This window comes from Variovorax sp. J31P179 (genome assembly GCF_030316985.1).
Classification (GTDB): Bacteria; Pseudomonadota; Gammaproteobacteria; order Burkholderiales; family Burkholderiaceae_C; genus Variovorax; species Variovorax ginsengisoli_B.
In genome coordinates, this window is sequence record NZ_JASZYL010000004.1 from 321,979 (window position 1) to 344,001 (window position 22,023).

Below are 22,023 nucleotides of genomic sequence, written 5' to 3' on the forward strand. Positions count from 1 at the left end.
CGGGCCGACCTAAAATTCGGCCCATGACCTTCCTGGACAAGCTGCGCGCCGCCGAGCGCCAAAACGGCTCGCTGCTGTGCGTCGGACTCGATCCCGAGCCGACCAAATTCCCCGCCGCCCTGAAAGGCGACGCCAGCCGGATCTACGACTTCTGCGCCCGCATCGTCGACGCCACGGCCGACCTGGCGATCGCCTTCAAGCCGCAGATCGCCTATTTCGCCGCCCATCGTGCCGAAGACCAGCTCGAACAGCTCATGGAGCACATGCGCCGCAACGCGCCGCACGTGCCCACCATCCTCGACGCCAAGCGCGGCGACATCGGCTCGACCGCCGAGCAGTACGCCCGCGAGGCCTTCGAGCGCTACGGCGCCGACGCCGTCACCTTGTCGCCGTTCATGGGCTTCGATTCGGTCGAGCCGTACCTGCGCCACCAGGGCAAGGGCGCCTTCCTGCTGTGCCGCACCAGCAACCCGGGCGGCGCCGACCTGCAGGGTCAGCGGCTGGCCGACGTCGACGGCCAGCCCTTCCTCTACGAGCACGTGGCCAGGCTGGCCCAGGGCCCGTGGAACCTCAACGGCCAGCTGGGCCTGGTTGTCGGCGCCACCTACCCGGCCGAGATCGAACGCGTGCGCGCGCTCGCGCCCACCGTGCCGCTGCTGATCCCCGGCGTCGGTGCGCAGGGCGGCGACGCGGTCGCCACGGTCCGCGCCGGCTGGCGTCCGGACGCGCCGATCGTGGTCAACTCCTCGCGCGCCATCTGCTACGCCTCGGCCGGGGATGACTTCGCCGAAGCGGCCCGGCGCGAGGCCCTGCGCACCCGCGACGCACTCCAGGCCGCCAGGCCCTGAGCGACATTCCGCGTCAGTCCGCAAGCCGTCGGTTGTATCGATGTGACGAAAAAAGTCACATTTGTTCACAACTGTCGTACTAAACACTTCTACTGGCCGCATCCACCCGCCCGAAAACGGCGGGCATGGCACTTGCCTGATGAGGGTCGGCGCGTCCGCGTCGAGGAGTGAGGCATCCCATGGTGGAAGACATCGCAACCGGCCGCGACACGGCGGCCGACGAAAGCGCGCGCGTGCCCGAGACGGCCGCGCCGATCCCGGCGGGCGCAAGGTCTCGCCCCCTGCCCCTCGCGGCCGCCCTGGCCGCGTCGGCGGCGGCGCTGGCGGCCTGTGGTGGCGGCGGCGGTGGAGGCGGCGGCGCGGGCTTCGCGGCGGTCGCCGAGTCGCCCCCGGCCACCGTCCAGGCCGGCTCGCTGAGCGCGCTGGCCAGCACCCCGACCGCGCAGACCTATGTCTACACCCAGGCCAAGACCGACGAGGAGGCCGCGCGCTTCCTGCTGCAGTCGCAGTTCTCGGCCTCGGAAGCCGACATCGCCGCTGTCCGCAGCAAGGGCTACCTGCCCTGGCTCGGCGAGCAGGTCGACCGCCCGGCCGAGCAGGGCGGGCGCGACTGGATCCTGGGCAAGGCCGCCAACACGGTCAACGCCGACGACATGATCTGGAACCAGCTCATGACCGCGCCGGACGGCTTCCGCAAGCGCATGGCGCTGGTCTTCAGCGAGATCTTCGTGGTCTCGCGCAACGACATCGGATCGAGCTGGCCCGATCTCATGATGGCCCAGTACTGGGACATGCTGGTGGCCGGCGTCACGACCAACTTCCGCAAGCTGCTGGAGGACGTGACGCTCAATCCGGCGATGGGCTACTACCTCAACACCAGGGGCAACCAGAAGGAGAACGCCCAGGGCCGCCAGCCGGACGAGAACTATGCGCGCGAGGTCATGCAGCTCATGACGATCGGGCTCTACCAGCTCAACGGCGACGGCAGCGTCAAGACCGGCGGCGACGGCACGCCGCTCGACACCTACAGCCTGGACGACGTGACCAACCTGGCGCGCGTCTTCACCGGCTACGACCTCGACATCCGGGCCAGCGACGTCGACACCAGCGCCTGGACCGCGCGGCCGATGGCGCTCACGGCGGCCCGGCATTCGGTGCTCGAGGCCCGGTTCCTGGGCGCCTCGGTGCCGGCCGGCACCGAAGGCAAGGCGGCGCTGAAGATCGCGCTCGACACGCTCTTCAACCACCCCAACGTCGGCCCGTTCATCGGCAAGCAGCTGATCCAGCGGCTGGTCACCAGCAACCCGAGCCCGGCCTACGTGAAGCGGGTGTCGGATGTCTTCGCCGACAACGGGGCCGGCGTGCGCGGCGACATGAAGAGCGTCTTCGCCGCGGTGCTGCTCGACAACGAGGCGCGCAGCCCGGCCGGCCTGTCGGACCCCGGCTTCGGCCGGCTGCGCGAGCCGATGCTGCGCTTCACGCAGTGGGGCCGCACCTTCGGTGCCGGCTCGACCAGCGGCAACTGGAAGATCGGCGACCTCTCGCGGCCCAACGACCAGCTCGGCCAGAGCCCGCTGCGCTCGCCGTCCGTATTCAATTTCTTCCGGCCCGGCTACGTGCCGCCATCGACCTCGATCGCCGCCGCCAGGATGGTCGCGCCCGAGTTCCAGCTGGTCAACGAGACCAGCGTCGGCGGCTACCTGAACTTCATGCAGAACAGCGTGCTGCCGAAGAGCACCGGGCGGGATGTCAACGCCGCCTATGCGCGCGAGCTGGCGCTGGTGCTCGACCCGGCGGCCCTGGTGCAGCGGCTCAACCTGCTGCTGACCGCCAACCAGTTGTCGGCGGCCACCCAGGCGCTGATCGCCGGTGCGCTGGCCAATCCCGCGGTGTCCGTCAACAGCACCGACGCGGTCAAGCTCAACCGGGTCTACGCGGCGGTGCTGCTGGTGATGGCCTCGCCCTCCTACCTGATCCAGAAATAAGGGACCGCGCGATGTACCTGATCGATCCTGCCGCGCACACGCGACGTGCCTTCCTGCGCCGCTCCGGCCAGCTGGCGATGGCCGGCACCGCGCTGCCCTTCGCCCTCAACCTGGCCGCGATGGGCGAGGCGGCGGCGCAGGCCGCCCCCGCCGACGACTACAAGGCGCTGGTCTGCGTCTTCCTGTTCGGCGGCAACGACTACGCGAACACCGTCATCACCTACGACGACCCGAGCTACAACGCCTACAGCACGATCCGCGTGCCGCAGGGCGCGGGCGGGGTGGCGATCGCCAAGGACGCGCTCGCCGCCACGCTGCTGGTGCCGACCGTGGCGCTGCCCGACGGCCGCCAGTACGCTCTGCACCCGTCGATGACGCAGCTCGCCGGCCTGTTCAACACCGACGGCAAGGTCGCGGTGCAGCTCAACGTCGGCCCGCTGGTGGTGCCGCTGACCCGCGCCCAGTACAACAACAGCAACAAGAAGCTCTACCCGCAGCCGCCCAAGCTGTTCTCGCACAACGACCAGCAGTCGACCTGGCAGTCGTCCTCGCCCGAGGGCTCGACCGTGGGCTGGGGCGGCAACGTCGGCGACCTGGTGCTGGACCAGCGGCAGAACACCAACGCGCTGTTCACCTGCATCTCGGTCGCCGGCAACGCCGTGTTCCTGTCGGGCGACCAGGCCCTGCAATACCAGGTCAGCACCAGCGGCGCGGTCGGCATCCGCAGCATCAAGGACGGCACCACCTACGGCTCCAGCAGCGTCAAGGCGGCGATGGCGCAGCTGGCGCAGGAAACCCGCGGCCACACGCTGGAGAACGAATACAACAAGGTGACCCAGCGCGCGGTCCAGGCCGAGACCACGGTCACCAGCGCGATCCAGACCGCGACCTTCGCGACCGACACCTTCGGCTCGCTCAACACCGGACTCGCGAACCAGCTCAAGATGGTCGCGCGGCTGATCCGCGGCCGCAGCACCCTGGGCGCCAAGCGGCAGGTGTTCTTCGTCTCGATGGGCGGCTTCGACCTGCACGACAACCTGATCGCCAACCAGCCAGGCCTGATGCAGCAGCTGAGCGATGCCATGGCCGCCTTCCATCGGCAGATGGTCGCCCAGGGCCTGGCCGACAAGGTCACGGCCTTCACCGCCTCGGACTTCGGCCGCACGCTGGCCAGCAACGGCGACGGCTCCGACCATGGCTGGGGCGGCCATCACTTCGTGGTCGGGGGCGCGGTCAACGGCAAGGCGTTCTACGGCACGCCGCAGGTGGTCAGCATCAACAACGACCCCAAGCTGGCGGGCTACGAAGGCCACGTGGGGCAGGGCCGCCTGATCCCGACCACCTCGGTCGACCAGTACGGCGCCACGCTCGCCAAGTGGTTCGGCGTGCCCGACGCCGAGCTGCCGGGCATCCTGCCGAACCTGAAGAACTTCGGCGGCAATTTCAACGGCATCGAGTATCCGAAGAACGTCGGCTTCATGGCCTGAGGCCGCGGTGTAATCTGCGGGTCCCAGCGCCGGAGACTTGCCCGATGACCGATCCCGTCCACCCGGATTCCTTTCCGATCGAGGGCGGCTGCACCTGCCGTGCGGTCCGCTACCGCATGGCCAGCGCGCCGCTGTTCGTGCACTGCTGCCATTGCCGCTGGTGCCAGCGCGAGAGCGGCTCGGCGTTCGCGCTCAACGCGATGATCGAGGCCGACCGCGTGCAGTTGCTCGCAGGCGAAACCGAGCGCGTGCAGACGCCGTCGGCCAGCGGCAAGGGCCAGTCCATCGTGCGCTGTGCCCGCTGCCGCATCGCGCTCTGGAGCCACTACGCCGGCAGCGGCGACGCGGTCAGCTTCGTGCGCGTCGGCACGCTCGACGACCCCGACCTGCTGCCGCCCGACATCCACATCTTCACGATGTCGAAGCAGCCCTGGGTGCTGCTGCCGCCGGGCACACCGGCCGTGGCCGAGTACTACCGCCGCTCCGAGCACTGGCCGGCGGCCAGCATCGATCGGCTCAAGGCCTTGAAGGGGTAGCCCCGAGACGCTGCGACACCTGGTCGGCGCAGGCCTTGAGCGCCACGGCGATCTCGCCGTCCCAGCGGGTGTCGAAGATCGCTGCCGGTCCGATGGCGGTGACCGCCAGCACGATCGCGCCCGTGCTGTCGAACACCGGCGCCGACATCGCGCTGATGCCCGGCAGGATCTCGCCTTCGGAGCGGCTCAGGCCGTGGGCCCGCACCTCGTGCAGCTGCGCCTCGAAGGCCGGCCAGCCGGGCAGCCGCTGGGCCGGCGGCATGCCACGCTGTGGCGGCTGCGCGGCGCCTTTCTGCTCGCGCTGGCGCTCCTGCTCCAGCAGGCCGCGCACCACTTCCGGGTCGAGGTAGGCGCCGAAGAGCCGCCCCGAGGCCGTGTGGGTGAGCGAGAACACCGTCCCGTGGCGCATGTTGACGTGCAGCGGGGCCGGCGATTCGGCGATCCGCACGATGGTCGCGCCGCGGTCGCCCCAGACCGCGATCGCCACCGTGTGGCCGATCTGCTGCGCCAGCTCGGCGATCAGCGGTGTCGCGATGTGCACCGGATTGGCCTGCTGCAGGCTGATCAGTCCCAGTTGCAAGGCCAGCGGTCCGAGCAGATAGTGGCCGGTGGTGCGGTCCTGCTCGATCAGCCCGAGGCGGCCGAAGCTGACCATGTACGGGTGCGCCTTGGCGGCGGACATCTCGGCCTCGCGCGCCAGGTCCTTGAGCGCCATCGGCCGGCCATGGTGCACCAGGGCGCGCAGCAGCTGGCCGCCCACCTCGATGCTCTGGATGCCGCGCTGGGCGCGATCGGAGTCAGCCGCCATGGGATTTCGTCATTCGTTGATACAGAAGGCATTAGACATTAACTGATCCTCGATTTACACTGCACGCATTCGTCCCATGCGAATTCATTCACTTTAGACAAATTTCAGGAGACTCCGCGATGTCAGAGACCAAGAAGTTCGCCAGCCAGGCCGATCTCGAAGAAAAGAAGATCACCTTCAGCCAGATTTCGGAGCACGCCTGGGCCTACACGGCCGAGGGCGACCCCAACACCGGGATCGTCATCGGCGACGACTGCGTGCTGGTTGCCGACACCCAGGCCACGCCGGCGATGGCGGCCGACGTGATCCGCCGCATCCGCGAGGTGACCGACAAGCCGATCAAGTACGTGGTCCTGACCCACTACCACGCGGTGCGCGTGCTCGGGGCCAGTGCCTACGGCGCCGACCACATCCTCGCCAGCCAGGACACCTACGACCTGATCGTCGAGCGCGGCGAGCAGGACAAGGCGAGCGAGATCGGCCGCTTCCCGCGCCTGTTCGCTGGCGTCGAGACCGTGCCGCCCGGCATGACCTGGCCGACCATGACCTTCACCGGCAAGATGACGCTGTGGCTGGGGAAGCTCGAAGTGCAGCTGCTGCAGCTGGGCCGCGGCCATACCAAGGGCGACACGGTCGTCTGGCTGCCCGGGGAAAAGGCGCTCCTGTCGGGCGACCTGGTGGAATTCGGCGCCACGCCCTATGCCGGCGACGCCTATTTCAAGGACTGGCCGAAGACGCTCGAGAACCTCGCGGCGCTGAAGCCCAAGGCGCTGGTGCCCGGCCGCGGCGCCGCGCTCACCACGCCTGATGAAGTGGCCAAGGGCCTGGACGAAACACGCGCGTTCATCTCGGACATGTACGCCAATGTCCAGAAGGGCGTCGCCGCCGGCAAGGACCTGAACGCCGTCTACAAGGATACCTACGCGGCGTTGAAGCCCAAGTACGGCCACTGGGTGATCTTCGACCACTGCATGCCCTTCGACGTCACGCGCTGCTACGACGAAGCGACCAAGTACACCGATCCGCGCATCTGGACCGCCGAGCGCGACATCGAAATGTGGAAAGCCCTCGAAGGCTAAGGTCATGCAGGGCCTCGCATCGCACGACGCGGCATCGCTCGACTACCAGTCGCTGCGCTTCGACTACAAGCGGCACCCCGACCAGGATGCCGCGACACCGGCCCACCATCCAGTGGTGGTGGTCGGCGCCGGCCCCGTGGGCCTGGCGCTGGCGATCGACCTCGCCCAGCGGCAGGTCCCGGTGGTGCTGCTCGACAACGACTGCACCCTGTCGACCGGCTCGCGCGCGATCTGCTTCGCCAAGCGCACGCTGGAGGTGTTCGACCGCCTGGGCTGCGCCGGGCGCATGGTCGACAAGGGCGTGTCGTGGAACGTCGGCCGGGTGTTCTTCGGCGACGAGCAGGTCTACAGCTTCGACCTGCTGCCCGAGGCCGGCCACGAGCGCCCGGCCTTCATCAATCTGCAGCAGTACTACGTCGAGGGCTATCTGGCCGAGCGCGCCGCCGAGCTGCCGCTGATCGACCTGCGCTGGAGCAACAAGGTGGTCGGCATCGAACAGGGCGCCGACCAGGCGCTCCTGACCATCGAGACGCCCGAGGGAGAGTACCGCCTGGCGGCCGGCCACGTGGCCGCCTGCGACGGTTCGCGCTCCAGCCTGCGGCAGCTGCTGGGCCTGGAGGCCAAGGGCCGGGTGTTCCGCGACCGCTTCCTGATCGCCGACGTGAACATGGACGCCCACCTGCCGACCGAGCGGCGCTTCTGGTTCGATCCGCCCTTTCACCCGAAGCAGAGCGTGCTGCTGCACAAGCAGGCCGACAACATGTGGCGGGTCGACTTCCAGCTCGGCTGGGACGCCGACCCGGTCGAGGAGCGCAAGCACGAGAACATCATCCCGCGGGTGCGCGCGCTGCTCGACAGCATCGGCCACCGGGGCGTGCGCTTCGACATCGGCTGGGCCAGCGTCTACACCTTCGCCTGCCAGCGCATGGAGCGCTTCCGGCACGGCCGCGTGCTGTTCGCGGGCGATTCGGCGCACGGCGTGTCGCCGTTCGGCGCCCGGGGTGCCAACTCCGGCGTGCAGGACGCCGACAACCTGGCCTGGAAGCTGGCCGCGGTGCTGCGCGGCGAGGCGCCCGACGCCCTGCTCGACAGCTATGCCAGCGAGCGCGAGTACGCGGCCGACGAGAACATCCGCAACTCGACCCGCGCCACCGACTTCATCACGCCCAAGAGCGAGGTCAGCCGGCTGTTCCGCGACGCCGTTCTGGAGCTGTCGAAGCGCCACGCCTTCGCGCGGGCGCTGGTCAACAGCGGCCGGCTGTCGGTGCCGAGCACCCTGCGCGAGTCGACGCTCAACACGCCCGACGTGGATGCGTTCGAAGGCCCGATGGTGCCCGGTGCGGCGGCCGCCGACGCGCCGCTGGCCGGCGCCGATGGCCGCGCCGGCTGGCTGCTGCGCGAACTGAGTCCGCCCGCCGGCGCGGCCACGCGCTTCACGGCACTGGTCTTCGGTGACGGCGCCGAGGCCGAGCGCAGCGTCGCTGCGCTGGCCCGAGCCGACGTCGCCCTGCACATCGTGCGGGTGCCCCCGGGCAGTACGGGCGAACTCGCCGCCCGGCGCTACGACGCCCGGTCCGGCACCGTCTACCTGCTTCGCCCCGACCAGCATGTCTGCGCGCGCTGGCGCGCACCCACACCCGAGGCCGTGCGCGCCGCGCGCGACCGCGCACTCGCCAAGGGCTAGACCGCCATGGACCTGATCACCACCCCCAACCTCGACGCCCCCGACGACTTCTACGAGGCCCTGATCGAAGCCCACCAGGGCCTGTCGAGCGACCAGAGCCACGCCTTCAACGCCCGCCTGGTGCTGGTGCTGGCCAACCATATCGGCTCGACCGCCGTGCTGCGCCAGGCCTTCGAGGCGGCCGCGGCTTCCCGTTGAACCCTCAGAGAGACTCCCCATGACGATCGCATCCGCGGCCGAGCGCCGCTACCAAAGCGGCTTCGGCAACGAGTACGCCACCGAAGCCGTCGCCGGCGCGCTGCCGCAGGGCCGCAACAGCCCGCAGCGCGCGCCCTTCGACCTCTACCCCGAGCTGATCTCGGGCACCGCCTTCACGGCGCCGCGGCACCAGAACCGGCGCACCTGGATGTACCGGCGCCAGCCGTCCGTGGTCGCCGGGCGCTACCAGGCGTATGCGCAGTCGCACTGGACCACCGGCGCCGACCGCGAGATGGCGCTCGCGCCCGAACCGCTGCGCTGGGCCCCGCTGCCGCTCGACGGTGCCGACTACGATTTCGTCGACGGCATGCGCACGCTGGCCGCCAACGGCGATGCCGAGGCACAGAGCGGCATCGGCGCCCTGGTCTATCTCGCCAACCGCTCGATGGAACGCCGCGCCTTCGTCAACGCCGACGGCGAGATGCTGGTGGTGCCGCAGCAGGGCCGGCTGGTGGTCACCACCGAGATGGGCGTGCTCGACGTCAAGCCCGGCGAGATCGTGCTGCTGCCGCGCGGGGTCGTGTTCAAGGTCGATCTCCCCGACGGAGCGTCGCGCGGCTACGTCTGCGAGAACTACGGCGCCCAGTTCCGGCTGCCCGAGCTGGGCCCGATCGGCTCCAACGGGCTGGCCAACGCGCGCGACTTCCAGGCCCCGGTGGCGGCCTTCGAGGACGCGACGGGGGCCTACGAACTGGTGAAGAAGTCGGGCGGGCGCTTCTGGTCGGCACCGACCTCGCACTCGCCCTTCAACGTGGTCGCCTGGCACGGCAACCTGGCGCCGGTGAAGTACGACACCGCGCACTTCATGACCATCGGCTCGATCAGCTTCGACCATCCCGACCCGTCGATCTTCACGGTCCTGACCTCGCCCTCCGACACGCCCGGCACGGCCAATTGCGACTTCGTGATCTTCCCGCCGCGCTGGCTGGTGATGGAAGACACCTTCCGTCCGCCCTGGTATCACCGCAACCTGATGAGCGAGTTCATGGGGCTGGTCTACGGCGAATACGACGCCAAGCCCGGCGGCTTCAAGCCGGGCGGGGCCAGCCTGCACAACTGCATGGTGCCGCACGGCCCCGACGAGGAAGCCTTCGACAAGGCGAGCCACAGCGATCTCAAGCCGCAGAAGCTCGACAACACGCTGGCCTTCATGTTCGAAAGCCGGTTCCGATTCATCCCGACCGCCTACGCGATGCAAAGCCCGGCGCTCGACCAGAACTATGCCGACTGCTGGGCCGGCCTCAAAGATCAATTCAAGCCATGACATCCATCGACGCCACCCACGACCCGAAGCTGCGCAGCTGGGTCGCCTCGGCCAACCAGGCCGGCTGCGACTTTCCGATCCAGAACCTGCCCTTCGGCCGCTTCAGCCATGGCGCCGATGCGGCGCCGCGCATCGGCGTCGCGATCGGCGACCGGATCCTCGACCTGCGCCGCGCCGGCCTGATCGACAGCGACGACATGAACGCGCTGATGGCGGCCACGCCCGAGAAGCGCGCGGCGCTGCGGGCGCTGATCTCCCAGGGGCTGGCCGAAGGCAGCGCGCGGCAGGCGGAATGGGAGTCGGCCCTGGTCAGCCAGTCGGCGGCGACGATGCACGTGCCCTGCCGCATCGGCGACTACACCGACTTCTACACCAGCGTGCACCACGCGACCACGGTCGGCAAGCAGTTCCGACCGGACAACCCGCTGCTGCCGAACTACAAGTGGGTCCCGATCGGCTACCACGGGCGGGCCTCGTCGATCGGCGTCAGCGGCCAGCGCTTCAAGCGGCCGCAGGGGCAGACCAAGGCGCCGGACGCCGCGGTGCCAAGCTTCGGTCCTTCGAAGCGGCTGGACTACGAACTGGAGCTCGGCTGGTTCGTCGGCCAGGGCAATGCGCAGGGAGAGCCCGTCGGCATCGGTGCGGCCGAGGCCCATCTCTTCGGCGTGACACTGTTCAACGACTGGTCGGCGCGCGATATCCAGGGCTGGGAGTACCAGCCGCTGGGCCCGTTCCTGTCGAAGAACTTCGCCAGCACGCTGTCGCCCTGGCTGGTCACGACCGAGGCGCTGGCGCCCTTCCGCGCCGCCTTCGAGCGCCCGGCCGACGATCCGCAGCCGCTGCCCTACCTGGACTCGGAGGCCAACCGCGCCCAGGGCGCGTTCTCCATCGAGCTGGAGGTGCTGCTGCAGACCGCGAAGATGCGCGAGGCGGGCGAGGCGCCGCATCGCCTGTCGAAGACCAACAGCACCCGCGCCGCCTACTGGACGCCGGCCCAGCTGATCGCCCACCACACGGTGAACGGCTGCAACCTCCAGCCCGGCGACTTGCTCGGCTCGGGCACGCTGTCCGGCCCGGAGGCGGTCGAGGCCGGTTCGCTGATGGAGCTCACGAACGGCGGCAAGCAGCCGATCGTGCTGCCCAACGGCGAGCAGCGCAGCTTCCTTGAAGACGGCGACACGCTGGTGATGCGCGGCTGGTGCGAGCGTGCGGGCGCGGTGCGCATCGGCCTCGGCGAAGTCAGCGGGACGGTGCTGGCGGCAGGCTGATCCGAAAGCGGTGCGGGGTCGCGGCCCCTCACCAAAGGGCAATTGCGCATCGTCGGGCGGCGGGCACCATCGAGACCGATGAAACCGCACGAGGCGTTCGCGCTGCTGATGGCTGGCGCATTGGGTCCCGCGACCGCCTGTGCGCAGGGGCTGGACATCGTCGGCTCGCGCATCCAGGAGCATGCCAACGGGGTGCTGGCGCTGATGGCCTACCAGGCGGTGCCGGACCTGACCTCGAGCAGCCTGTCGATCACCAACCCGACCAGCGGCAACCCCGGCATCGTGATGTCGCAGCTGGGCGGCGGTTTCACGGTGAGCAAGAGCCTGCCGCTGTACCTCGAGGGCGCGATCGCCTACAGCCGCTACGACCCGGTCTTCGTCGCCAGCAACGGTGTCGACGCGCGCCAGCTGCCGACGCGCTGGAATTCGTTCAGCGGTACCGCCGGCATCGGCTGGGACTTCCCCATCGCACCGGAGCTCGCCTTCCGTCCGATCTTCAATTTCTCGCTCGGCAAGGTGGCGAGCGACCTGCAGATCGCCAGGGCCTATCTCCGGAACGTCACCGACCGCCAGCTCGACTTCCTCGACGGCGGCTCGCTCAACGCCTATGGGCTCGGCGGCGCCGTGATGCTCGACTGGGAGCACTACCGCCAGGACTACGAAGTCGATGTCGAGCTGCGCTATTCGGACATCGAGCTCAAGTCCTACGGCAGCAGCAGCGCCGCGGTGGAGGGCAGCGCCTCGGCACGCACCGCCAACCTGTGGGCCCGCTGGCGCGCTCCGACCGGGCTGCAGGCCTTCGACCGGCCGCTGCGCTACGTGCTGGAGTTCTCCCATTCGCGCTACCTGGGCAGCCAGGCCGACGTGCTGGGCTTCGACCGCCTGACCACGCTGGGCACCGGGCTCGAACTGGACACCAGCGCCCACGACATCTTCATCACCCGGATCCGGGCCGTGGTGCGCTATGTGTTCGGCAACAACGTGTCGGGGTTCTCGCTGGGGCTGGCCGTGAGTTTTTGAGGCGACGTCGATCGGCCTAGGCCCCGGTCGCCGCCCGGGTGGCCTCCAGGTGCAAGCGGGCCCGCTCGGCCAGCGCCATCTCTCCCGGCGTGCCGGGCGTGAAGCTGTCGACCGGCAGGGTGCGGCCGTGGGAGTCGACCGAGACGAAGACCACCAGGCATTCGGTGGTCTTGTGCATCTCGCCGCCCTTCATGTCGCCGCTGCGCACCTCGACCGAGATGTTCATGCTGCTGTTGCCGGTGTAGGCGAGGCGGGCCTCGACCTCGACCAGGTCGCCGATCATGATCGGGCGATGGAAGCGGATGCTGCCGATGAAGACCGTCACGCAGTAGCGCTTGGACCAGCTGGTCGCGCAGGCGTAGCCGGCCTCGTCGATCCATTTCATGACGGTGCCGCCGTGGACCTTGCCGCCGAAGTTGACGGTGCTGGGTTCGGCCAGGAAGCGCAGGGTGATGGACGACATGGAGGGCCTGGGCGTGGAGTGGATCGAGGACGCCGATTATGCGAGCGCCACGGCGACCTGATACAAATGCGCCGGCCTGTCTTAACAATCGCGAGACAAAAAATGAAATCCCTCCTGTCGTTGATCGCCGCCGGCGCCGCGGCCCTGCTGTCCACCACGGTGGCGGCCCAGGCGCCGGCCACGGACTTCCCGAGCAAGCCGGTGACCATCGTCACGCCCTTCGCCGCCGGCAGCGGGCCCGATGCGGTGCTGCGGCTGATCTCCGACAAGCTCGGCCGGCTCTGGAACCAGCGCGTGCTGGTCGACAACAAGCCCGGCGGCGGCGGCTTCATCGCGATCGAGCAGGCCCGGCGCGCCGCACCCGACGGCTACACGCTGCTGCAGCTCGACAGCGAGCACATCGCCGCCCTGCCGCACCTGTACAAGTCGCGCAACTTCGTGACCTTGCAACACTTCGATCCGGTGGCCTCGCTGTTCCGCACGCCCTTCTTCGTCGCGGTGCCGACCGATTCGAAGTGGAAGACCATGGGCGACCTGGTCGCCGCCGCCAAGGCGCAACCGGGCCAGATCAGCTACGGCTCGTGGGGTGTCGGCAGCCCAGGCCACCTGGGCGGCCAGCAGCTCGAGTCGCTGACCGGCACCCACATGCAGCACGTGCCCTACCGCGAGGTCTCGCAACTGTTCGCCAACGTGGGTTCGGGCGAGGTGGCGTGGAGCTTCGCCAGCCTGCCGTCGAGCCAGGGCATCTACAAGGCCGGCAAGCTGCGCTACATCGCGATCGCGGCGCCCAAGCGCATCCCGCAGATGCCCGACGTGCCGACCATGGCCGAATCCGGCGGCCCGGCCGGGCTGGAGGTGAACTCCTTCGTCTCGCTGCTGACGCCCAAGGGCGTGCCGGCGGCGATCCGGGCCCGGATCAACGCCGATGTCGCCAAGGTCATCGCCGACCCCGAGATCCGGGCCCGCTTCGATGCCTTCGCCTTCGAGCCGCTGGCCTGGTCGCCCGAGGAGATCGAACGCAACGCCGAAGTCAAGTCGAAGATCTACGGCGAGCTCGTGCGGCGGGGGAACATCAGCCTCGAATGACGTCTCGTTACAAGACAGGGCTATCCTCGGGTTCTCGTTCGTTCCTCATTCCTCCTTCCCCCATGCATCCCTCCAAGAGAGCCCTCCTGATCGCTGCCGCCTGCGGCATCGCCACCGCTGCCCTGCCGTTCGCCGCCTCGGCGCAGGGCGCTGCCTGGCCCACCAAGCCGATCCGGCTGATCGTCGGCTTCCCCGGCGGCTCGACGCCCGACATCGCGGCCCGCGCCATCGCCGAGCCGCTGTCCAAGGCGCTCGGCCAACCGGTGGTGGTCGACAACAAGCCGGGCGCCTCGGGCAACATCGCGGCCGACCAGGTGGCCAAGGCGAGCGACGACCACACGCTGGGCATCGTCATCAACGGCAACCTGACCTCGTCGAAGATGCTGTATCCGAAGCTGCCCTACGACCCGGGCAAGGACTTCACCTACCTGTCGCTGATCGCCACCGCGCCGCTGGTGCTGGTGGGCCAGGCGAGCCTGCCGACCGGCGCCGCCTTCTTCGACGCCGCGCGCAAGGGCGGCGACAAGTGGAGCTACGGCTCGGTCGGCGTCGGCTCGGTCGGCCACCTCGGCATGGAGCTGCTCAAGAGCAAGGTGCCGGGCCTGAAGGCCGAGCACGTGCCCTACCAGGGCAACCCGCAGGTCATGACCGACCTGATCGGCAACCAGATCCAGATGGCGCTGATCCCGCCCGGCGTGGCGCTGCCGCAGATCAAGGCCGGCAAGGTCAAGGCGGTCGGCCTCACCAGCGGACGCAGCACGCTGGCGCCCGACGTGCCGGCGCTGGCGGACGCGGGCGTGCGCGACTTCAACCTCGAAGTCTGGACCGCGCTGGTCGGCCCGGCCAACCTGTCGAAGACGGCGCAGGACCGCATCACGAAGGAACTGGCGATCATCATGAAGTCGCCCGACGTGCGCCAGAAGCTGTTCGAGCAGGGCTGGCAGGCGGTCGGCACCTCGCCCGACGGCATGCGCGCGCGGGTGAAGGAAGAGGCCGCGATCATGACCAAGATCATCTCGACCAACGGCATCAAGCTCCAGTGAGCCAGCCAGTCGTCGAGCCGCAACGCACGCTGCCGGTCTTCGGCGAGTACGACGTCGTCGTGGTCGGCGGCGGGCCGGCCGGCATCGCTGCCGCGGTGAGCGCTGCGCGCCACGGCGCCCGCACCTTGCTGGTCGAGCGCTACGGCTTCCTCGGCGGCATGGGCACCGCGGGCGGCGTCACCAACTTCGCCGGCCTCTACGGCCGGCGCGACGGCGAGATGACCCAGCTGGTGCACGGCGTGGCCGACGAGCTGCTGGCGCGCATCGACGCCCTGGGCGGACTCAACAAGCCGCAGGACGGCATGCAGGGCCGCATCCGGGTGCGCTCCTACGACACCTCGGTCTACAAGTGCGCGGCCGACCAGCTGCTGCTGGGCGCTGGAGTGGAACTGCTGTTCCACGCGCTGGCTGCCGCGGTCGTGATGGATGGCGCGCGCATCGCGGCGCTGGTGGTCGAGACCAAGTCGGGGCGCCAGGCGATCCGCGCCAATGCCTTCGTCGACGGCAGCGGCGATGCCGATGTCGCGGCCTTCGCCGGCGTTCCCTTCGCGGTCGGCGATGGCCACGGCAGCGGCCTGTTCCCCTCGACCATGTTCCGGGTCGGCCATGTCGAGGCGGCGCGCGCATTGGCCGCGGTGGGCGAGTTCAAGGCCATCAACGACCTGATGGCGCAGGTGCGCGAACGCGACCCGGAGGCCTACCGGTTTCCGCGCGAGGGCGCGATCCTGCGTCCGCAGATCGACCCGCGCGAATGGCGCGCCAACGTGACGCAGATCCGCAATGCCGAAGGCGGCGCGATGAACGGCGTCGATGCCCGCCAGCTGAGCGACGGCGAGGTCGAGGGCCGGCGCCAGATCGGCGAGTTCTTCAGGTTCCTGAAAGCCGAGGTGCCGGGCTTCGAGCAGTCGGCCATCGTCGAGATCGCGCCCCAGGTCGGGATCCGCGAGACCCGGCGCATCGAGGGGCTGTACGCGCTGAGCGGCGAAGACATCCTGTCGTCGGCGCGCTTCGACGACAGCATCGGCATCAATGCCTGGCCGATGGAAATGCACGCGGCGGGCCGGATCGAGTGGGCCTTTCCGCGCGACGAGCGGCGCACCTTCAACCAGCTGCCCTGGCGCATGCTGGTGCCGCGCGGGGTCGACAACCTGCTGGTGGCCGGCCGCTGCGCCTCGATGACCCACGAGGGCCAGTCGGCGGCGCGCGCCAGCGGCGGCTGCTTCGTGATGGGGCAGGCCGCGGGCACTGCCGCGGCGGCCCTGGGCGCCGGGCGCTTCGCCGAGGTCGAGGTGCCGGCGCTGCAGCGCAAGCTGGCGGCCGACGGCGCCGACCTGGATCGCTGACATCCGCTGACCGTTGCGGGACAGCGCGGCGGCCGGGTCTTTGCTATCGTGGCAGGCTCCCGTTTTCCCGCCTCCCCGATGATTGATCCTTCCACCGCCGCCCGCGTCGTCGCCGACCTGGTCGATCTCATGCGCCTCGAAACCCTGGGCGCCGACCGCTTCCTGGCCCAGAGCGAGGACATCGGCACCCCCGCCGTCTTCGGCGGCCAGGTGCTCGGCCAGGCCCTGATGGCCGCCAGCCGCACGGTCGAAGCCGACCGGCCGGCCCACTCGATGCACGCCTATTTCCTGCTGCCCGGCGAGCATGCGCCGATCGAATATTCGGTCGACCGCGTGCGCGACGGCCGCAGCTTCACCACCCGCCACGTGGTGGCGCGCCAGGGCGAGCGCATCATCTTCGAGATGTCGGCCTCGTTCCAGACCGTCGACGACGGCGTCGAGCACCAGCTGCCGATGCCCGCCGCGGCCGGCCCGGAGGGCCTGGCGAGCGAACTCGAGCAGCGCATCGCGATGGGCGAGCGCCTGCCCGCGCGCTGGCGCGACAAGGGCCTCGTGCCGCACGGGCTCGAATACCGCCGGGTCGACCCCGACGACCTGCTCGCGCCCGCGGTGCGGCCCTCCGAGAGCGCGCTCTGGATGCGTGCCATCGCGCCGCTGCCCGACGACCCCAACGTGCACCGTGCGCTGCTGGCCTATGCCTCGGACCATGGCCTGCTGGGCGCGGCCATGCGGCCGCACGGGCTCAGCTTCATGAGCGGCCAGGTGCGGCCCGCGAGCCTCGACCACGCGATGTGGTTCCATCGCGATTTCCGGCTCGACGACTGGCTGCTGTACAGCCTCGATTCGCCGAGCGCGAGCGGTGCCCGCGGCTTGTGCCGCGGCAGCATCTTCGCGCGCGACGGCCGGCTGGTCGCTTCCACCGCCCAGGAGGGGATGCTGCGGGTGCGGCGCCCCGAAAGCGCATGAGTCTTCTCTTCTCGCCTTTCTCGCTCGGCCCGCTGGCGCTGCGCAACCGCATCGTGATCGCGCCGATGTGCCAGTACTCGGCCGAAGACGGCAACGCGGCCGACTGGCACCTGATCCATCTCGGGCAGCTCGCGCTGTCGGGCGCCGGGCTGCTGATCATCGAGGCGACCGCGGTCGAGGCGCTGGGGCGCATCACGCTCGGCGACCTCGGCCTCTACACCGACGACAACCAGGCGGCGCTGGCGCGGGTGCTGGCGGCGATCCGGCGCCATTCGCGCATCCCGGTCGCGATCCAGCTCGGTCATGCCGGGCGCAAGGCGTCCAGCCATGTGCCATGGGCAGGCGGCCAGTGCCTGGCGCCGGCGGAAGGCGCCTGGCAGACGGTCGCGCCTTCGGCCCTGCCGCACGCGCCCGGCGAGCCCCCGCCCACGGCGCTCGATGCCGACGGCCTGGCGCGCGTCAAGGCGGCCTTCGTGCGGGCGGCGCAGCGCGCCGACGCGCTCGGGCTCGATGCCATCGAGCTGCACGCGGCGCACGGCTACCTGCTGCACCAGTTCCTGTCCCCGATCGCGAATCGCCGCGAGGACGAATTCGGCGGCTCCCTCGAGCGGCGCATGCGCTTCCCGCTGGAGGTCTTCGAGGCCGTGCGTGCCGCCGTGCCGCAGCGCATGCCTGTCGGGGTCCGGATCTCGGCCACCGACTGGGTCGAGGGCGGGTGGGACGTCGACCAGAGCATCGCCTTCGCCCAGGGGCTCGCGCAGCGCGGCTGCAGCTTCATCCACGTGTCGTCGGGCGGCGTCTCGCCGCAGCAGAAGATTCCGGTCGGCCCTGGCTACCAGGTGCCGCTGGCCGAGCGCATCCGCGCCGCGGTCGACATGCCGGTCATCGCGGTCGGACTGGTCACCGAGCCGCAGCAGGCCGAAGCCATCGTCGCGGCCGGGCAGTCCGACCTGGTGGCGCTGGCCCGTGCCATCCTGTTCGAGCCGCACTGGCCCTGGCGCGCCGCCGCCGAGCTCGGCGCCCAGGTCGAGGCGCCGCCGCAGTACTGGCGTTCGCAGCCGCGCGAGCTGAAGGCCCTGTTCGGGGACGCCCGCATCGGCCAGCGCTGACTTCGCAGTGGCCGCTACCTGAACGGGTTGGCGGTCGCGAACCACAGGCCGATGCCGGTGGCGATGATGAAGGCGCCGTCGGTGACGCCGGCGATCAGGAAGAACAGCGTCTGCAGCGTGTCCTTGAGCTCGGGCTGCCGTGCCGTGCCTTCCAGCAGCTTCGCACCCACGATGCCGATGCCGATGCACGAACCCACGGCGGCGATGCCGATGAGGAGGGCCACTGCGAGGGGGAGGATGTCGAAGCCGGTCATGATGCGCTTTCGTTGGCCTTGAAGGTTCGGCCTGGTGGCTGCCGGTGCCACCCTGGCCCCGGCTCGCATCCAATGTCGCCGAGCCCCTGCGCGGCGTCGATGACCTCGCAGGTCATGGCGCGGCCGATGGTCAGCTTCCGCACTGCTTGCCGCAGCAGCGCTTTCGGATTGATCTCATGGTGACGGGGCGCCGCGCCTGTCCCAATAAGGGGCTGCGCTCGGATTCCGGCGTCGTCAAACCTTTTTTGCTTCACCATGTTCCCTCAGTTCTTCGGGTTGGCTGGCAGTCAGACGCCCTTGCTGCTCGTTCTATTCGATGTCTCTTGCGCCTTGTTCACGGGTGGGTCGGTCTCCAGGATCCTGAGTCGCGAGCGACGCCGACGCCAGCGCCGCGAGGCGACGTGGCGTCACTACGCCCGGTCGATGGAAGATTTTCCCGAGCTGGCGCGATGATCTAACCACCCAGCAGGCGCTTCAGGTAGCGCCCGGTGTGGCTGGCTTCGTTGGCGGCGATGTCTTCCGGCGTGCCCACCCCCACCACGGTGCCGCCGCCGGCACCCCCCTCGGGGCCCATGTCGATCACCCAGTCGGCGGTCTTGATGACGTCGAGGTTGTGCTCGATCACCACGATCGTGTTGCCGGCATCGCGCAGCTGGTGCAGCACCTTCAGCAGCAGCTCGATGTCGGCGAAGTGCAGCCCGGTGGTCGGCTCGTCGAGGATGTAGAGCGTGCGGCCGGTGTCGCGCTTGCTGAGCTCGAGCGCCAGCTTGACGCGCTGCGCTTCGCCGCCCGACAAGGTGGTCGCCGACTGGCCGAGCTTGATGTAGCTGAGGCCGACGTCGAGCAGGGTGCGCAGTTTGCGCTCGATGGTCGGCACCGCCTTCAGGAAGTCGTGCGCGGTCTCCACCGTCATGTCGAGGATCTGCGCGATGTTGCGGCCCTTGTAGAGCACCTCCAGCGTCTCGCGGTTGTAGCGCTGGCCGTGGCAGACCTCGCAGGGCACGTAGACGTCGGGCAGGAAGTGCATCTCGACCTTGACCACGCCGTCGCCCTGGCAGGCCTCGCAGCGGCCGCCTGCGACGTTGAAGCTGAAGCGGCCCGGCCCGTAGCCGCGCTCGCGCGCGGTGTTGGTCTCGGCCATCAGCTCGCGGATCGGCGTGAAGAGACCGGTGTAGGTCGCCGGGTTGCTGCGCGGCGTGCGGCCGATCGGCGACTGGTCGACGTTGATCACCTTGTCGAAGTACTCGATGCCCTCGATCGCCTCGTGCGCGGCCGGCTCTTCATGCGCGCGGTACAGCGTGCGCGCGACCGCGCTGTAGAGCGTGTCGTTGACCAGCGTCGACTTGCCCGAGCCCGAGACGCCGGTCACGCAGGTCAGCAGGCCGACCGGGAACGCGACGCTGACGTCCTGGAGGTTGTTGCCGCTGGCGCCGATGACGCGGATCTCCTGCAGGTCGGTCTGCGAGGCCAGGTGCGCCGCTTCGCGCGCCGCGCGGCGCTCGGCGGCGGGGCTGGGCGGAAAGCGCGGCGGCTTCTTGCCTTCGTGGAAGGCCCGCGTCGCCACCACCGGCAGCCACGGCGTGCGGCGCGCCGGCACCTCGATCTTCTTCGCGCCCGAGAGGTACTGGCCGGTCAGCGAATCGGCGCTGGCTGCGACCTCGGCGTAAGTGCCCTGCGCCATCACCCGACCGCCATGGATGCCGGCGCCCGGCCCCATGTCGATCACGTGGTCGGCGGCATGGATCATGTCCTCGTCGTGCTCGACCACGATCACGCTGTTGCCGATGTCGCGCAGATGGCGCAGGGTGCCGATCAGCCGGTCGTTGTCGCGCTGGTGCAGGCCGATGCTGGGCTCGTCGAGCACATACATCACGCCCGTCAGGCCGGAGCCGATCTGAGAGGCCAGCCGGATCCGTTGGGCTTCACCGCCCGACAGCGTCTCGGCGCTGCGGTCCAGGCTCAGGTAGTTGAGCCCGACGTCGTTCAGGAACTTGAGCCTGAGCCCGACCTCGCGCACCACCTTGTCGGCGATCTCGGCCTTGGCGCCGCGCAGCTGCAGCTGCTGGAAGTAGGCGAGGCTGTCGCGCAGCGTGGCGCGGCTGATCTCGTAGATCGCCATGCGCTTGGGCTCGGGCCCGGACTCGTCGACCAGGAACACGTTGCGCGCCTCGGGCCGCAGGCGGCTGCCTTCGCAGTCGGGGCAGGGCTGCATGTTGCGAAAGCGCGAGAGGTCTTCCCGCACCATCGTCGAATCGGTCTCGCGGTAGCGCCGCGCCATGTTCGGGATGATGCCTTCGAAGGGGTGCTTGCGCACCAGCTTCTTGCCGGCCTGCTGGCCGCTGTCCATCACGTAGCTGAACTTGATCTCTTCCTGCGCCGAGCCGTGCAGCACGGCCTGCTGGACCGAGGCCGGCAGCTCCTCGAAGGGCTTGTCGATGTCGAACTTGTAGTGCTTGGCCACGCTCTCCAGCATGCTGAAGTAGTAGCCGTTGCGCCGGTCCCAGCCCTTGATCGCGCCGCTCGCGAGGCTCAGCGACGGGAAGGCGACGACCCGCGCCGGGTCGAAGAACTCGCGATGCCCCAGGCCGTCGCAGCTCGGGCAGGCGCCCACCGGCGAGTTGAACGAGAACAGCCGCGGCTCCAGCTCGGCCAGCGAGTAGTGGCAGATCGGGCAGGCGAACTTGGCGTTGAACAGGTGCTCGCGCGGCGCGGCGGGCGTGCTGCCCTCGGCCGCCGGCGTTGCCATCTCGAGCGCGATCGCGCGGCCGTCGGCCAGCCGCAGCGCGGCCTCGAAGCTCTCGGCCAGCCGCTGCTGCATGTCGGGGCGGGCGCGCAGGCGGTCGATGACCACGTCGATGTCGTGCTTCTCGGTCTTCTTGAGCTTTGGAAGGTCGTTGTATTCGTATGTCTGGCCGTCGACCCGGAAGCGGATGTAGCCCTGGGCCTGCATCTCGGCGAACAGTTCCAGGAACTCGCCCTTCTTCTCGCGCGCCACCGGCGCCAGGATCATCAGCCGCGGCTCGTCGGGCAGCGCGATCACGGCATCGACCATCTGCGACACGGTCTGCGCCTGCAGCGGCAGGTGGTGTTCGGGGCAGTAGGGCGTGCCGGCGCGGGCGTACAGGAGGCGCAGGTAGTCGTGGATCTCGGTCACCGTGCCGACGGTCGAGCGCGGGTTGTGGCTGGTCGCCTTCTGCTCGATGCTGATCGCCGGCGACAGGCCCTCGATCATGTCGACGTCCGGCTTGTCCATCAGCTGCAGGAACTGCCGCGCATAGGCCGACAGGCTCTCGACGTAGCGGCGCTGGCCCTCGGCGTAGAGCGTGTCGAAGGCCAGGCTCGACTTGCCCGAGCCCGACAGGCCGGTGATCACCACCAGCTTGTTGCGCGGAATGTCGAGGTCGACGTTCTTGAGGTTGTGCGTGCGCGCGCCGCGGATGCTGATGCGCTGCTGCGCCAGCACGGCGCCGAGGTAGGCGTCTTCGGGGGGGAGATTCACGGGGCGGTCGATTTTGGGCAACC

Annotated in this window: 20 protein-coding genes; 15 read left to right on the top strand and 5 right to left on the bottom strand. The window is 69.6% G+C overall.

From position 1 onward, the window contains the following. The first annotated feature begins 23 nt into the window (after window positions 1-23). The 4 genes from pyrF to QTI17_RS12585 all read left to right on the top strand — a co-directional run bounded on the left by pyrF (window position 24) and on the right by QTI17_RS12585 (window position 4,856). Window positions 24-848, top strand: coding sequence for an orotidine-5'-phosphate decarboxylase (gene pyrF / locus QTI17_RS12570; RefSeq protein ID WP_286533493.1), 825 nt, complete (start codon window positions 24-26; stop codon window positions 846-848). A 179-nt stretch (window positions 849-1,027) separates the two neighbouring features. Then, window positions 1,028-2,833 (top strand): DUF1800 domain-containing protein, encoded by a 1,806-nt coding sequence (locus QTI17_RS12575; RefSeq protein ID WP_286533494.1) that lies wholly within the window; start codon window positions 1,028-1,030, stop codon window positions 2,831-2,833. An 11-nt stretch (window positions 2,834-2,844) separates the two neighbouring features. Continuing rightward, window positions 2,845-4,320 (top strand): DUF1501 domain-containing protein, encoded by a 1,476-nt coding sequence (locus QTI17_RS12580; protein WP_286533495.1) that lies wholly within the window; start codon window positions 2,845-2,847, stop codon window positions 4,318-4,320. 44 nt (window positions 4,321-4,364) lie between these two features. Further along, window positions 4,365-4,856 carry a GFA family protein gene (locus QTI17_RS12585; protein ID WP_286533496.1) on the top strand — a complete coding sequence of 164 codons (492 nt, stop codon included), beginning with the start codon at window positions 4,365-4,367 and terminating at the stop codon, window positions 4,854-4,856. Here QTI17_RS12585 and QTI17_RS12590 read toward each other — a convergent pair. Continuing rightward, window positions 4,837-5,664: an IclR family transcriptional regulator gene (locus QTI17_RS12590; protein WP_286533497.1), complete on the bottom strand. Its 828-nt coding sequence runs from the start codon at window positions 5,662-5,664 to the stop codon at window positions 4,837-4,839. The two genes, QTI17_RS12585 and QTI17_RS12590, sit on opposite strands and share 20 nt — an antisense overlap. 119 nt (window positions 5,665-5,783) lie before the next feature. Between QTI17_RS12590 and QTI17_RS12595 the strand changes: the two genes are divergently transcribed. The 6 genes from QTI17_RS12595 to QTI17_RS12620 all read left to right on the top strand — a co-directional run bounded on the left by QTI17_RS12595 (window position 5,784) and on the right by QTI17_RS12620 (window position 12,237). Further along, window positions 5,784-6,743, top strand: a complete 960-nt coding sequence (locus QTI17_RS12595; RefSeq protein WP_286533498.1) for an MBL fold metallo-hydrolase — start codon at window positions 5,784-5,786, stop codon at window positions 6,741-6,743. 4 nt (window positions 6,744-6,747) lie between these two features. Then, window positions 6,748-8,427: an FAD-dependent oxidoreductase gene (locus QTI17_RS12600; RefSeq protein ID WP_286533499.1), complete on the top strand. Its 1,680-nt coding sequence runs from the start codon at window positions 6,748-6,750 to the stop codon at window positions 8,425-8,427. A gap of 6 nt (window positions 8,428-8,433) precedes the next feature. Beyond that, window positions 8,434-8,625: a DUF2783 domain-containing protein gene (locus QTI17_RS12605; protein ID WP_286519852.1), complete on the top strand. Its 192-nt coding sequence runs from the start codon at window positions 8,434-8,436 to the stop codon at window positions 8,623-8,625. 19 nt (window positions 8,626-8,644) lie between these two features. After that, window positions 8,645-9,949, top strand: a complete 1,305-nt coding sequence (hmgA, locus tag QTI17_RS12610) for a homogentisate 1,2-dioxygenase (protein ID WP_286533500.1) — start codon at window positions 8,645-8,647, stop codon at window positions 9,947-9,949. After that, window positions 9,946-11,217 (top strand): fumarylacetoacetase, encoded by a 1,272-nt coding sequence (gene fahA / locus QTI17_RS12615; protein WP_286533501.1) that lies wholly within the window; start codon window positions 9,946-9,948, stop codon window positions 11,215-11,217. The genes hmgA and fahA overlap by 4 nt, the downstream gene beginning before the upstream one ends. A gap of 78 nt (window positions 11,218-11,295) precedes the next feature. Continuing rightward, window positions 11,296-12,237, top strand: coding sequence for a hypothetical protein (locus QTI17_RS12620; protein ID WP_286533502.1), 942 nt, complete (start codon window positions 11,296-11,298; stop codon window positions 12,235-12,237). 16 nt (window positions 12,238-12,253) lie between these two features. Here QTI17_RS12620 and QTI17_RS12625 read toward each other — a convergent pair whose 3' ends face one another. Next, the gene (locus QTI17_RS12625) at window positions 12,254-12,700 is read right to left on the bottom strand and encodes an acyl-CoA thioesterase (protein WP_286509763.1); all 447 of its coding nucleotides are present in this window, start codon (window positions 12,698-12,700) and stop codon (window positions 12,254-12,256) included. Between the two features lie 102 nt (window positions 12,701-12,802). On the opposite strand from QTI17_RS12625, the gene QTI17_RS12630 reads away from it, so the two are divergent. The 5 genes from QTI17_RS12630 to QTI17_RS12650 all read left to right on the top strand — a co-directional run bounded on the left by QTI17_RS12630 (window position 12,803) and on the right by QTI17_RS12650 (window position 18,247). Then, window positions 12,803-13,786 carry a Bug family tripartite tricarboxylate transporter substrate binding protein gene (locus QTI17_RS12630; protein WP_286533503.1) on the top strand — a complete coding sequence of 328 codons (984 nt, stop codon included), beginning with the start codon at window positions 12,803-12,805 and terminating at the stop codon, window positions 13,784-13,786. A 62-nt stretch (window positions 13,787-13,848) separates the two neighbouring features. Further along, window positions 13,849-14,829, top strand: a complete 981-nt coding sequence (locus QTI17_RS12635; protein WP_286519858.1) for a Bug family tripartite tricarboxylate transporter substrate binding protein — start codon at window positions 13,849-13,851, stop codon at window positions 14,827-14,829. After that, window positions 14,826-16,172 (top strand): FAD-dependent oxidoreductase, encoded by a 1,347-nt coding sequence (locus QTI17_RS12640; RefSeq protein ID WP_286533504.1) that lies wholly within the window; start codon window positions 14,826-14,828, stop codon window positions 16,170-16,172. The genes QTI17_RS12635 and QTI17_RS12640 overlap by 4 nt, the downstream gene beginning before the upstream one ends. Before the next feature lie 78 nt (window positions 16,173-16,250). After that, window positions 16,251-17,138, top strand: coding sequence for an acyl-CoA thioesterase (locus QTI17_RS12645; RefSeq protein WP_286533505.1), 888 nt, complete (start codon window positions 16,251-16,253; stop codon window positions 17,136-17,138). Beyond that, window positions 17,135-18,247, top strand: a complete 1,113-nt coding sequence (locus QTI17_RS12650) for an NADH:flavin oxidoreductase/NADH oxidase (RefSeq protein WP_286533507.1) — start codon at window positions 17,135-17,137, stop codon at window positions 18,245-18,247. Before QTI17_RS12645 ends, QTI17_RS12650 begins: the two co-directional genes overlap by 4 nt. A 14-nt stretch (window positions 18,248-18,261) precedes the next feature. On the opposite strand, the gene atpE is transcribed toward QTI17_RS12650, so the two are convergent. From atpE to uvrA, 3 genes are all read right to left on the bottom strand, one after another. Then, the gene (gene atpE / locus QTI17_RS12655) at window positions 18,262-18,501 is read right to left on the bottom strand and encodes a F0F1 ATP synthase subunit C (RefSeq protein WP_286509773.1); all 240 of its coding nucleotides are present in this window, start codon (window positions 18,499-18,501) and stop codon (window positions 18,262-18,264) included. Continuing rightward, on the bottom strand, window positions 18,498-18,758 hold the full coding sequence (locus QTI17_RS12660; protein ID WP_286533509.1) for a hypothetical protein: 261 nt from the start codon (window positions 18,756-18,758) through the stop codon (window positions 18,498-18,500). Before QTI17_RS12660 ends, atpE begins: the two co-directional genes overlap by 4 nt. A gap of 197 nt (window positions 18,759-18,955) precedes the next feature. After that, entirely contained in the window at window positions 18,956-22,000 is a 3,045-nt protein-coding gene (gene uvrA, locus QTI17_RS12665) for an excinuclease ABC subunit UvrA (protein ID WP_286533511.1), read from the bottom strand. Window positions 22,001-22,023 lie beyond the last annotated feature (23 nt).